8 protein-coding genes are annotated in these 13,244 nt (G+C 72.6%); 1 reads left to right on the plus strand and 7 read right to left on the minus strand.

The window, feature by feature from the left end; genetic code table 11:
• Positions 1-371: 371 nt before the first annotated feature.
• The 7 genes from ACIP82_RS16760 to ACIP82_RS16790 form a co-directional block, all read right to left on the minus strand.
• Positions 372-1,574 carry an acyl-CoA dehydrogenase family protein gene (locus ACIP82_RS16760; protein ID WP_400653972.1) on the minus strand — a complete coding sequence of 401 codons (1,203 nt, stop codon included), beginning with the start codon at positions 1,572-1,574 and terminating at the stop codon, positions 372-374.
• 155 nt (positions 1,575-1,729) lie between these two features.
• Positions 1,730-2,233 (minus strand): MaoC family dehydratase, encoded by a 504-nt coding sequence (locus ACIP82_RS16765; RefSeq protein WP_400653974.1) that lies wholly within the window; start codon positions 2,231-2,233, stop codon positions 1,730-1,732.
• Between the two features lie 18 nt (positions 2,234-2,251).
• Positions 2,252-3,238, minus strand: coding sequence for an HpcH/HpaI aldolase/citrate lyase family protein (locus tag ACIP82_RS16770; RefSeq protein ID WP_400653976.1), 987 nt, complete (start codon positions 3,236-3,238; stop codon positions 2,252-2,254).
• 26 nt (positions 3,239-3,264) lie between these two features.
• Positions 3,265-5,304 carry a protein meaA gene (locus ACIP82_RS16775; RefSeq protein WP_400653978.1) on the minus strand — a complete coding sequence of 680 codons (2,040 nt, stop codon included), beginning with the start codon at positions 5,302-5,304 and terminating at the stop codon, positions 3,265-3,267.
• Positions 5,304-6,674, minus strand: a complete 1,371-nt coding sequence (gene ccrA, locus ACIP82_RS16780; protein ID WP_363607970.1) for a crotonyl-CoA carboxylase/reductase — start codon at positions 6,672-6,674, stop codon at positions 5,304-5,306. The genes ACIP82_RS16775 and ccrA overlap by 1 nt, the downstream gene beginning before the upstream one ends.
• A 391-nt stretch (positions 6,675-7,065) precedes the next feature.
• On the minus strand, positions 7,066-7,983 hold the full coding sequence (locus tag ACIP82_RS16785) for a TetR family transcriptional regulator (RefSeq protein ID WP_400653980.1): 918 nt from the start codon (positions 7,981-7,983) through the stop codon (positions 7,066-7,068).
• 182 nt (positions 7,984-8,165) lie between these two features.
• A complete protein-coding gene (locus ACIP82_RS16790) occupies positions 8,166-9,941 on the minus strand; it encodes a 3-hydroxybutyryl-CoA dehydrogenase (protein WP_363607968.1) in 1,776 nt (591 codons plus the stop codon).
• Positions 9,942-10,501: 560 nt separating this feature from the next.
• Here ACIP82_RS16790 and ACIP82_RS16795 point away from each other — a divergent pair.
• Entirely contained in the window at positions 10,502-13,204 is a 2,703-nt protein-coding gene (locus ACIP82_RS16795) for an MXAN_6230/SCO0854 family RING domain-containing protein (protein ID WP_400653983.1), read from the plus strand.
• The last annotated feature ends 40 nt before the right edge of the window (positions 13,205-13,244 follow it).

Below are 13,244 nucleotides of genomic sequence, written 5' to 3' on the forward strand. Positions count from 1 at the left end.
GCTCGTTCATGTGTCCTGTGCGCGGCGTTCGCGCGCCTTCTGTGTGTACGACCGTAGCTCGCCCCGGTCCGGTTCCCAAGGGTCCTGACGAGGCCGGTGACTCTTGTCTCAACGGGCGTCCCGGAGGAACCGGGGACCGCCAAGGGCGTGTCGCGGACGCGCGGAAGCGGCCGCCGGGCGTGTGACAGCAGTTGTACGCCCTGCGGCCGCTTCCGGAAGGCCGTGCCGGACTCCCGGCGGACCAGGCCGGGGTTCCTGGTGGCACGGCGCGGTGCCGGGACGGGCCCGCACGCCCGTCGACCGGCCGTCACCGGGTCGGTTGAGTCGCCTGCCCGGGGAGACCCCCGCTCGGCGCGTCCCCCGCCCGGGGGTCACTCCGCGATGCGGTACTCCTCCAGCAGCCGGCGTCCGATGATCATCTTCTGGATCTCCGCAGTACCTTCACCGATGAGCAGCATCGGGGCCTCCCGGTAGAGGCGCTCGATCTCGTACTCCTTGGAGAAACCGTAGCCGCCGTGGATGCGGAAGGCGTCCTCGACGACCTCCTTGCAGTACTCGGAGGCGAGGTACTTGGCCATCCCCGCCTCCAGGTCGTTGCGCTCGCCGCCGTCCTTCTTCCGGGCGGCCATCACCATCATCTGGTGGGCGGCCTCCACCTTGGTGGCCATCTCGGCGAGCTTGAACTGGATCGCCTGGTGCTCGGCGATCTTCTTGCCGAAGGTGGAGCGCTGCTGGGCGTAGGAGACGCCCAGCTCGAAGGCGCGGCGGGCGACGCCGCAGCCGCGGGCGGCCACGTTGACCCGGCCGACCTCGACGCCGTCCATCATCTGGTAGAAGCCCCGGCCCGGGACGCCGCCGAGGACGCGGTCGGCCGGGACGCGGACGTCCTGCAGCACCAGCTCGGTGGTGTCGACGCCCTTGTATCCCATCTTCTCGATCTTCCCGGGCACGGTCAGGCCGGGGACGGACGGGTTCGGGCCGAAGCCCGCCGTCTTCTCGATCAGGAAGGTGGTCATGTTCTTGTACGGGGTGCTGCCGCCCTCGTCGGTCTTGCAGAGCACCGCGACCAGGGTGGAGGTGCCGCCGTTGGTGAGCCACATCTTCTGGCCGTTGAGGACGTAGCAGTCGCCGTCCCGGACCCCCTTGGTGGAGATCGCGGAAACGTCGGAGCCGAGGCCCGGTTCGGACATCGAGAAGGCGCCGCGGATCTCGCCGGCCGCCATTTTCGGCAGAAAGTAGTCCTTCTGCTCCTGGGTGCCGTGCGCGTTGATCATGTGCGCGACGATGAAGTGGGTGTTGACGATTCCGGATACCGACATCCAGCCGCGGGCGATCTCCTCCACCACCAGGGCGTAGGTCAGCAGCGACTCCCCGAGGCCGCCGTACTCCTCGGGGATGGTGAGGCCGAAGAGGCCGAGCTGCCTCATCCCCTCGACGATGGCGGTCGGGTACTCGTCCCGGTGCTCCAGCTCGGTCGCGACCGGAATGATCTCCTTGTCGACGAAATCCCGCACGGTGGCGAGGATGTCCCGCTGGATCTCGGTGAGGCCGTTGGTCTGTGCGAGGCGTCCCATCGTGCGGCTCCTGTGGAGAAGAGGAAGAGGGTGGGGGTGAGGGCGGAAGAGCGGGGGGGGGGATTGCCGGGGGCCCCGCCGGCGTGGCTGCGGCAGCAGGGCCCCCGTACCGGGGTGGGGTTCGGCCGATGACGGCGGCCTACCCGTCCGGGGTCCTAGGGCTGCGGGGTGGGGCGCCCGGGCTGTTCGCCCCCGCGCTCCTTGGTGTAGGTCTCGGTCGGCACCATCACCTTGCGGCGGAAGACGCAGACGACGGTGCCGTCCTGCTTGTAGCCCTTGGTCTCGACGTGGACGATGCCCCGGTCGCCCTTGGACTTGGACGGCCACTTGTCGAGCACGGTCGTCTCGCCGTAGACGGTGTCGCCGTGGAAGGTCGGCGCGATGTGCCGCAGCGACTCGACCTCCAGGTTGGCGATGGCCTTCCCTGAGACGTCCGGGACGGACATGCCGAGCAGCAGGGAGTAGACGTAGTTGCCCACCACGACGTTCTTGCCGAAGTCCGTCGTCTTCTCGGCGTAGTTGGTGTCCAGGTGGAGCGGGTGGTGGTTCATGGTGAGCAGACAGAAGAGGTGGTCGTCGTACTCGGTGACCGTCTTGCCGGGCCAGTGCTTGTAGACCGCGCCGACCTCGAACTCCTCGTAGGTGCGTCCGAACTGCATGATCAGGGCTCCTGGGGGTCAGGCCTGCGGGGGCTCGAACGTGGAGGTGCGCTTGAGACCGGCGGCGCGGCCCTTGCCGGCGATGACCAGTGCCATCTTCCGGCTGGCCTCGTCGATCATCTCGTCGCCGAGCATCGCGGAGCCCTTGGCGCCGCCCTCCTCGGAGGTGCACCAGTCGTAGGCGTCGAGGATCAGCTCGGCGTGGTCGTAGTCCTCCTGCGCGGGCGAGAAGATCTCGTTCGCGGCGGCGACCTGGTCGGGGTGGAGTACCCACTTGCCGTCGAAGCCGAGCGCGGCGGCGCGGCCGGCCACCTCGCGGTAGCCCTCCTGGTTGCGGATCTGGAGGTAGGGGCCGTCGATTGCCTGGAGGTCGTTGGCCCGGGCGGCCATCAGGATGCGCATCAGGATGTAGTGGTAGGCGTCGGCCGGGTAGCCGGCCGGCTGCTCGCCGACCACCAGGGACTTCATGTTGATCGAGGCCATGAAGTCGGCCGGGCCGAAGATGATCGTCTCCAGCCGGGGCGAGGCCGTGGCGATGGCGTCGACGTTGATCAGGCCCTTGGCGTTCTCGATCTGCGCCTCGATGCCGATCCGGCCGACCTCGAAGCCCATGGTCTTCTCGATCTGGGTGAGCAGCAGATCGAGGGCCCTGACCTGCTCGGCGTCCTGGACCTTCGGCAGCATGATGCAGTCGAGGTTCGGGCCGGCGCCCTCGACGACGGTGATCACGTCGCGGTACGTCCAGTGGGTGGTCCAGTCGTTCACGCGGACGACGCGGGTCTTGCCGCCCCAGTCGCCGTTGTTCAGCGCGTCGACGATGGAGTGCCGGGCGCTCTCCTTGACCAGCGGGGCGCAGGCGTCCTCGAGGTCGAGGAAGACCTGGTCGGCGGGCAGGCCCTGGGCCTTCTCCAGGAAGCGCGGGTTGCTGCCCGGTACCGCGAGGCAGGAGCGGCGGGGGCGGAGCCGGTCGAAGGCGGCGGCGGGCGTCGGGCTGGCGTTGCTCATGAGGGCGGGTCAGTTCCTTCCGGGGGTCAGCTGGTGGTCGCGGCGGGCTCGGGCGTCCACGGCTGGAGCCTGTTGGCCAGCCGGATCTCATCCACGATCCGGCCGATGATGGTCGTGATGCCGAAGTCCTTCGGGGTGAACACGGCGGCGACGCCGGCGGCCTTGAGGGCCTCGCCGTCCGCTGCCGGGATGATGCCACCCACGATCACCGGGACATCCTCCACCCCGGCGCGGCGCAGCCGCCGCAGTACGTCGGGAACCAGCTCGGTGTGGGCGCCGGAGAGGATCGACAGGCCCACGCAGTGCACGTCCTCGGCGACGGCGGCGGAGACGATCTGCTCGGGTGTCAGCCGGATGCCCTGGTAGACCACCTCGAACCCGGCGTCCCGGGCGCGGACGGCGATCTGCTCGGCGCCGTTGGAGTGCCCGTCCAGCCCGGGTTTGCCGACCAGCAGCCGCAGCTTGCCGGCGCCGAGCTCGGCGGCCGTCGCGGCCACCGCGGCGCGGACCGCGGCCAGCTCGCCGCCCGGCTCGGCCGCGACCGCGACCGGGGCGCCGCCGACGCCGGTGGGCGCGCGGTACTCGCCGAAGACCTCGCGCAGGGCGAAGGCCCACTCGCCGGTGGTGACCCCGGCCCGGGCGCAGTCGAGCGTCGGCGCCATCAGGTTGGCGTCGGTGGCGGCGACGGCCTTGAGCTCCTCCAGCGCCCGCTGGGCGGCGGCCTCGTCGCGCCGGGCGCGCCAGTCCTCCAGCGCGGCGAGCACGGACTGCTCGGCGGCCGGGTCGACCACCATGATCGCGGTGTCGAGGTCGGCCGTGAGCGGGCTCTCCTCGGTGGTGTCGAAGCAGTTGACCCCGACGATCTTGTCCTCGCCGGACTCGATCCTGGCCCGGCGGGCGGCGTGCGAGGCGACCAGGCTGGACTTGAGGTAGCCGGACTCGACGGCCGGGATGATGCCCCGGTTGCCCGCCCGGGCGCCCATCTCCAGCACCTTGGCGATCTCGGCCTCGGCGCCGGCCAGCAGCTCGGCGGTCTTGGCCTCGACCACCTCGGAGCCGTTGAAGAGGTCCCCGTACTCCAGCAGGTCGGACTCGTAGGCGAGCACCTGCTGGATTCGCAGCGACCACTGCTGGTCCCAGGGGCGGGGCAGGCCGAGCGCCTCGTTCCACGCGGGCAGCTGGACGGCCCGGGCGCGGGCGTCCTTGGAGAGCGTGACGGCGAGCATCTCCAGCACGATCCGCTGGACGTTGTTCTCCGGCTGGGCCTCGGTCAGGCCCAGCGAGTTGACCTGGACGCCGTAGCGGAAGCGGCGCTGCTTGGCGTCCTGGATGCCGTAGCGCTCCAGCGTGACCTTCTCCCAGAGCCGGGCGAAGGCGCGCATCTTGCACATCTCCTCGACGAAGCGCACGCCGGCGTTGACGAAGAAGGAGATCCGGGCGACCACCTCGCCCATCCGCTCGGCCGGCACCTGGCCGGAGTCGCGGACCGCGTCCAGCACCGAGATGGCGGTGCACATCGCGTAGGCGATCTCCTGGACCGGGGTGGCACCGGCCTCCTGGAGGTGGTAGCTGCAGATGTTGATCGGGTTCCACTTGGGGAGGCGCCCGACCGTGTAGGCGATCATGTCGGTGATCAGGCGCACCGAGGGGCCCGGCGGGAAGACGTGCGTCCCCCGCGAGAGGTACTCCTTGACGATGTCGTTCTGGGTGGTGCCGGTGAGCCCGGAGATGTCGGCGCCCTGCTCCTCGGCGACCACCTGGTAGAGCGCCAGCAGCCACATCGCGGTGGCGTTGATCGTCATCGAGGTGTTGGTCCGGTCGAGCGGGATGCCCTCGAACAGGGTGCGCATGTCCCCGACGTGGCCGACCGGGACGCCGACCCGGCCGACCTCGCCGCGGGCGAGGACGTGGTCGGAGTCGTAGCCGGTCTGGGTCGGCAGGTCGAAGGCGACGGAGAGACCGGTCTGACCCTTCGCCAGGTTCCGCCGGTAGAGGGCGTTGGAGTCGCTCGCGGTGGAGTGGCCGGCGTAGGTCCGCATCAGCCAGGGGCGGTCGCGGTCTGCCATCAGAGGCCCCGGCTCGGCTCTGCCGCCCGCTCGGAGACCTCGCGGAACAGGTTGATGGCCGGCAGGTGCTTCGCGCGCAGCTCGGCGTCGCGCACGCCCAGGCCCTCGGCGGGGGCGAGGCAGAGCACGCCGACCTTGCCCTGGTGCTTGTTGTGGTGGACGTCGAGGGCGGCCTGGCCGGTCTGCTCCAGCGGGTAGACCTTGGACAGCGTCGGGTGGATCTTCCCCTTGGCGATCAGGCGGTTGGCCTCCCAGGCCTCGCGGTAGTTGGCGAAGTGCGAGCCGACGATGCGCTTGAGCGACATCCACAGGTACCGGTTGTCGTACGAGTGCATGTAGCCGGAGGTGGAGGCGCAGGTGACGATGGTGCCGCCCTTGCGGGTGACGTAGACGCTCGCGCCGAAGGTCTCGCGGCCGGGGTGCTCGAAGACGATGTCCACGTCCTCGCCGCCGGTCAGCTCGCGGATCCGCCCGCCGAGGCGCTTCCACTCGCGCGGGTCCTGGGTGTTCTCGTCCTTCCAGAACCGGTAGCCCTCGGCGGAGCGGTCGATGATCGCCTCGGCGCCCATCGCCCGGCAGATCTCGGCCTTCTGGTCGTTGGAGACCACACAGATCGGGGTGGCGCCGCCGGCCAGCGCGTACTGGGTGGCGTACGAGCCGAGGCCGCCGCTGGCGCCCCAGATCAGCACGTTGTCGCCCTGCTTCAGGCCCGCGCCGTTCTGCGAGACCAGCTGGCGGTAGGCGGTGGAGTTGACCAGACCGGGGGAGGCGGCCTCCTCCCAGGTCAGGTGGGCGGGCTTGGGCATCAGCTGGTTGGTCTTCACCAGGGCCAGCTGGGCCAGGCCGCCGAAGTTGGTCTCGAAGCCCCAGATCCGCTGCTCCGGGTCCATCATCGTGTCGTTGTGGCCGTCGGAGGACTCCAGCTCGACCGAGAGGCAGTGGGCGACCACCTCGTCGCCCGGCTTCCAGGCGTTGACCCCGGCGCCGGTGCGCAGGACCACGCCCGCGAGGTCCGAGCCGACCACGTGGTAGGGCAGGTCGTGGCGCCTGGTGAGCGGCGAGAGGCGGCCGTAGCGCTCCAGGAAGCCGAAGGTGGAGACCGGTTCGAAGATCGAGCTCCACACCGTGTTGTAGTTCACGGCGCTGGCCATGACGGCGACCAGCGCCTCGCCGGGGCCCAGCTCGGGCAGGGCGACCTCGTCGAGGTGGAGGGACGTGCGGGGGTCCTTGTCGCGGCTGTCGAGGCCCGCGAACATCTGCTCCTCGTCCTTGTGGAGCGTCACCGCCCGGTAGGACTCCGGCAGTCTGAGCGCGGCGAAGTCCGCGGACGTGCTGTCGGAGCTGAGGATCGCGTCGAGGATTTCCTTCATGGCTGCCTCCGAAGGCGTACCTGTGCCGAGGGAGCACAGGGCGTCTGGGGGAGCCGGGAGCGGACACCGGCTTCGCTGAGGTGGGTGGTGGGTGGTCTGGCGGGGTGGGCCTGGCGTGCGCCCGGCTGGTGCCTGGCGTAGGGCAGAGCTCCCGGGGTGTGGGAACGCCGGACGACGGCGCGCCGAGGTGGGAGCCGCGGCGCCGCGACTGGTGGGTAACAAGGTAGTGGCACCCTGTGCCACGCGTAAAGACACCGGGTGTCATCAATTCGGGTGAACCGGATCCGTGTTCGACCGGGTGCCCGCAGACGCGGAAGGGGCCCGCGCCGACCCTCCGGCGCGGGCCCCCAAAGCCCTGTGAAACCGCTTCGACCTGCGAAGACGCTACTGCTCAGGCCTCCTTGGCGCTGATCAGCGCAGCCCTGATGCTGTCCACCACCACGTCCAGCGGGGCGTCCGTCCTGGCCACTGTGATGAGCACCTCACCTCCGGGGCTGGCACTCAGTGCGCTCCGGGCCGCCGTCTCCAGCGGCGTCACACTGGCACCGGGTGCCACCAGCGACCCACGCCGTCGCGGGCCGGGCTCCGAGGCGGCCCAGAAGGTCCGCCGGATCACCTCGAAGGAGTGGTCCAGCTGCGCCTCCACGTCCCCCCGCCCGCCGGCCCGCAGCCAGCGCCGCAGCACGTGGTTGTGCGCCGCCACGACCGCCGCCGCCGAGACCTCGGCCAGCATCGAGTCGTCCTCACCGCCGCGCTGCCAGCCCGACGGGATGGACTCGCGGGTGTCGAACCGCCCCAGCAGATAGCGGGTGAACAACCGCTCGTACCGGGCCACCACCGCGATCTCCCGCTCGCGCAGCGCCGGGACCTGACGGATCAGCTGGTACCGCGCGACCGACACCGAGGGGGTGGAGGCGTACATCCGCAGCACCTCCTTGATGCCCCGGCAGACCACGTCCAGCGGGTGCTCCTCGGGCTCGGCGCTGGCCAGCAGGTCGGCCACCCGGACCAGGGTGTCGTCGTGGTCCGGGAAGATCGCCTCCTCCTTGGACCGGAAGTACCGGAAGAAGGTGCGTCGGGCCACCCCGGCGGCCGCCGCGATCTGATCGACCGTGGTCTCCTCGTAGCCCTGCGAGGCGAACAGCTCCATCGCCGCCGTCGCCAGGTCCTGGCGCATCTGCTGGCGCTGCGCGGCCGCCCGGCGGCTGCCCGGGCCGGTGTCGGGGACGGCGGGGCCGGACCCGGCCGGCCGGTCGGCGCCGCGCGGTACGGCGGCGTGCTGTGGGGAGGCTGACTGAACCCGATCCATGTCCGGAACGCTACACGTCCCCGACGCCGGGGTGGCCGGCCTTCCCCGGCGCACCGGCGGAACCGGGCCGGTCACGGCCGGTCTCGGCCATCGGGCGGCCACCGCCCCGGGGCTCCAGCCGGGCGGCGGGGACCCGTGCGGCACCGCGCCGCGGGGCCCGGCGCCCCCGGTCGACGGCGCGGTCACCGGCGCGCGTGGTCGCGGAAGCCGCGGCCGGTCTTGCGGCCCAGGCAGCCGGCCGCCACCAGGTGCTCCAGCAGTGGCGCCGCCGCCAGACCCGGCTCGCGGAACTCCTGGTGCAGCACCTGCTCGATGGTCAGCGAGACGTCCAGGCCGACCACGTCCAGCAGTTCGAACGGACCCATCGGATAGCCGCAGCCCAGCTTCATCGCGGTGTCGATGTCGTCCACCGTCGCGTAGTGCTCCTGCAGCATCCGCACCGCGTCGTTCAGGTACGGGAAGAGCAGCGCGTTCACGATGAACCCGGCCCGGTCGCCGCACTCCACGGGGTGCTTGCGCACCGCCGCGCACAGCTCCAGCACGGTCGTGGTGACGTCCGGCGCGGTCAGCACCGTGGAGACCACCTCGACCAGCCGCATCGCCGGCGCCGGGTTGAAGAAGTGCATCCCGATCACGTCCTGCGGCCGCGAGGTGGCCGTGGCGCAGCTGATCACCGGCAGCGAGGAGGTGGTGGTGGCGAGCACCGCGCCGGGCTTGACGATCTTGTCCAGGGTGGCGAACAGCTCGCGCTTGACCGCCAGGTCCTCGGCCACCGCCTCGACCACCAGGTCCACCCCGGCCAGCTCGGTGTACCGGTCGACCGGTGTCACCAGCGCCAGCGCCGCGTCCCGCTGGTCCGCCGTCAGCCGGCCCCGGGAGACCGAGCGCTCCAGCGACCCGGCGAGCCGCGCCTTGGCCCGGTCGGCCTTCTCCTGGCCGCGGGCGGCCAGCAGCACCGGGTACCCGGCCTTGGCGAACACCTCGGCGATGCCGGTGGCCATGGTGCCCGAGCCGCAGACTCCGACGTCGCGCACCTCCCGGCCCGGCACCCGCGCCGCGGTGCCGGCGGTCGCCGCGTCGACCGTCCTGGACGAGCCCGGCGCCTCGTAGGTGTAGAAGCCGCGGCCGGTCTTGCGGCCCAGCAGCCCGGCCGCCACCAGCTGGCCGAGGATCGGCGCGGGCGCGTGCAGCCGGTCCCTGGACTGCTCGTACATCGCCTCCAGCACGGTGCGGGCGGTGTCCACGCCGATCAGGTCGAGCAGCGCCAGCGGGCCCATCGGCAGGCCGCAGCCGAGCCGCATCGCGGCGTCGATGTCCTCCCGGGTGGCGTACCGGGACTCGTACATCGCGGCGGCCTGGTTCAGATAGGCGAAGAGCAGCCCGTTCACCACGAAGCCGGCCCGGTCGCCCGCCGCCACCGGCTCCTTGCCCAGGTCGCGGGAGAACGCGGCGGCGTCCTCGGCCACCTGCGGGGCGGTCAGCACGGTGCGGACCACCTCGACCAGCTTCATGGTGTGCACCGGGTTGAAGAAGTGCAGCCCCAGCACCCGCTCCGGGCGGGTGGTGGCGGCGGCGATCCGGGTCACCGACAGGGCGGTGGTGCCGGTGGCCAGCACCGTCTCCGCCGGGCAGATCCGGTCCAGTGCGGCGAACAGCTCCCGCTTCAGCTCCAGTTGCTCGGGGACCTCCTCGATCACCAGGTCCGCCGCCGCGGCGGCCTCCAGCGCGTGGCCCACCGAGATCAGCGCGAGCAGCGCGGCCCGCTCCTCGGCGGTGATCCGCGCACGGGCCACCGCGTGGGCGGTCGCCTCCTCGATCCGGGCCAGCGCCCGGGCGGCCGAGTCCGCGGTGGCCTCGATGCCGATCACCCGGCGGCCGCTCTTCGCGGCCGCGACCGCGACACCGGCACCCATCGTGCCGAGGCCGACCACGGCGACCGTGGGAAAGGGACGCTCCATCTGTCCTGACTCCTTGTCATGAAGGGCCCGCGCGCTCCGGCGGGCGCGCCGCCGCGCCCGTACACCGGGGACGGCCGCCGCCGGAGGAGGGTTCGCGCGCGGGGCTGGGGAGATGACGGTTGCGGCCCACCGGCGCAGCCGCCGGTCCGCTCCGGCCGTGCCGCGGGTGTGCCGTGGTACTCAGGCGCTCAAAGGTGAAGGAAGCGGCGCTGATACGAGGAGGAAACCCGGCCCGCCGCCCATCGCGGCACGGACCGGTGAAAGACGCACCGCCCGCCGCCGCCCGTACCGCACGATCCCGCGCGCCGGCCGACGACCCCGCCGGTGCGGCTCCCGAAGCCCGGCGGTGGTGCGTGCGGACACTGTAGCGAAGCTACTCGCCAGTAGGAAGGGGGTGGGGGGACCGAACCGGAAATCCGTTCGGCGTCGGGCGGGGGCTTCGCTAGGGTGGCGGTGCGGGGGCGGCTCCGCGGCGTGCTTCCTTCTCCTCTCATCTCTTACAATGAACCCGAGTGCGCCCACTCTCCGCCCCCGCTTCGTCATATCCCCGGGGGACACCAGTGAAGAAGCAGAGCACCGCCACGCCCGACACCGGTCTGGACGCCTACCTGCTGCGCCGGCACGGGGCGGTCGTGGTCGCCGCCGGGGCGGCCCCGGGAGAGCCGGACCCCTCCAACGCGTCGGGGCTGATCGCCCTGGAGGCCGACCTCGCGCAGCGCGGCTTCCTGCTGACCGGGCCGCTGCGCGCCGCGCTCGGACGGCTCCGCCCGGCCGCCCTGGCCGACGCCGGAGCGGAACTGCTGCGCCGGATCGACGCCCTGCTCGGCGCCGACCGCAAGCACCAGCCGCTGTTCCGCCGCTTCCCGGAGACGGTCCCGGCCCACGCGCACGCCACCTACTCCGCGCACATCCGCGCCTTCCTGCTCAACCAGCCGAACCAGCCCTGCTCCTGGTGCGACCGCACCGGCGCCGAGGCCGGCATCGGCGCCCTCGCGCCCTGTGCCCACCTGCTCTGCGACGACTGCTACCAGGACGCCGAGGCCCTCTGGCCGCGCGGGGCGCGATGCCTGCTCTGCAGCACCCCGGTCGACGGGGAACGCCACCTCCCGCTGGACGCCAAGGCCGTCCGCAACGCAGCCCGCGAGCACCCCCGCGACAGCCTGCTGCGCCCGCTGCGCCTCGCCGAGGGCGCCGACCCGGCCGCCGTGGCCGCCGCCGAACTGGCCCGGCTGCTCGGGCGCCGCACCCCGCTCGACCCGCAGGACCGCGAAGACCTCGCCCTGCTGCTCGACCACGCCCCCTCCGATCCGGCCGACTGGCTGCCCGTCGACATCCCCGTCCGGGAGAGCCGCGCGAGCGTCCTGGCCGCCCTGCTCCACCGCGACCAGGCCACCGCCCGCCCACTGCTCGCCGACCGCCTCACCATCGCCACCGACGTACTGCGGCTGATCTGGGCCTGGTCCGGCGCCGAGCCCGACCTGCTGCCCGCCACCGCCAAGGGCCTGCGGCTGCGCAACCTGCCCCGCCCGCTCCGCCGCGAACTGCTCGCCGCCCTCGACGCGTTGCCGCTCGGCACCCTGGCCGAGGACCTCGGCCGCCACCGGTTCGCCTGGCTGCGGGCCGGCGAACTGCTGCACCCCTACGAGCACCGGGCCCGCTTCCCGTACGCCGCCGCCGCGTTCGCCGTGCTCCGGCAGAGCGACCTCGACCTGCACGGCCTCGGCGCCGAACTGCGCGACGCGCCCGCGCCGCTGCGGGTCGCCGAGACCCCGGGCGGCCACACCAGGCTGGCCGTCACCACCTTCGCGGGCCGGGTCGAACAGGCCCTCGCCGTCGGTGACGTGCCCGCCGCCGTCCGGCTGCTGACCGCCCGCCCGGGCGAGCTGGTCCGCCGACTGCACCACCTGCTGCGGGTGCACGCCACCTGGAGCCCGGCCGAACCGCTGCCCGCCGCGCTCGCCGGGGCGCTGCCGGGCGCGCTGCGCAAGGTCGCGCCCGGCCCGCTGCTCGGCGCGTACGGTCGGCTGCGCGCCGCGCGTGAACTCGGCGAGCGCCGGCTGTACTTCCCGCGCGGCCGGGTCTCGCTGGCCCACGCCCGCGACGACTGGGGCACCGTCGTCCCGGCCGCCCTCAGCGCACCGGTCTGCGCCCTGATCGAGGCCGAACTGCTGCGCCGGGCGGGTGCGCACGAGCGCCTCGACCTCGCGGTGCTGGACGAGGGCCTGGCCGACCTGGTCGTCCCGTTCGCCGAACGGGCCAGCGCCAAAACGCTGGTGGCGCTGCCGCGCGGCAGCGTGCAGCGGCTCCCGGACGGCCGGCGGGTGCGGCTCTTCCTGCACTGGATGCAGACCCCGCGCCAACGCGTCGACCTGGATCTGTCGGTCGCCCTCTACGACGACCAGTGGCGGTTCGTCGGCCTCTGTGACTACACCCACCTGGTGCACGGCCCGCGCGCGGCGGTGCACTCGGGCGACCTCACCTCGGCCCCGCCGCCGCACGGCGCCACCGAGTTCGTCGACCTCGACCTGCTCGTGCTGGCCGCGGCCGGGGCGCGCTACGCGGTGACGATCGTCTTCAGCTACAACGACATCCCCTTCGAGGACCTCACCGACGCCTTCGCCGGTTTCCTGGACCTTGACGCCACCGAGACCGCGAAGTACCGCCGGAGCAGCTTCCGGCCGAAGGACGTCCGCCAGCGCCTCGACCTGGCCGGCGACGCCAGGGTCTGTGTCCCGATGATCGTCGACCTGACCCAGCGCGAGTACGTCTGGACGGACCTCAACACCAGTGCCTCGGGCGGCTTCCACAACGTCTGGCGGCACCGGGACCGGATCGGCGTGCTCGCCGCCGACGTGCTGGCGCACTTCGCCGGGGGCTCCCGCGCCACGCTCTGGGACCTCGCCTGCGCCACCGCCGCCGCCCGTACCGACGAGGTCCTGGTCCGCGGCCGCACCGGCACCGCGCTGAGCGCCTACCGCCGGGCCGGGGGCGAGCCGGTGGCGGCCTTCGCCGAGCGGCTGCGCGCCCGGCACGAGCCCGACGACCGGACCGACGGGCCGGCCGACGACACCGTCCGGCTGCTCGCCGAACGGCTCACCGGCGCCCGGGCGTTCACCGCGCTGGTGCACGCCGATGTGCCCGTCCCCGCAGGCCTCACCGGCGCCGCCTACCGGCTGTACCCGGGCCCGTCGGACGCCGCGCCCGACACCGTGGAGCGGCTCACCGCAGGGGACTTGGTGGCCCTGTTCAACCCGGACGAGTGAACGGGCGGACAGGCGTCCACTCCAATCACCCGATAGAGGA

Source organism: Kitasatospora sp. NPDC088548 (assembly GCF_044753005.1).
Lineage (GTDB): Bacteria > Actinomycetota > Actinomycetes > Streptomycetales > Streptomycetaceae > Kitasatospora.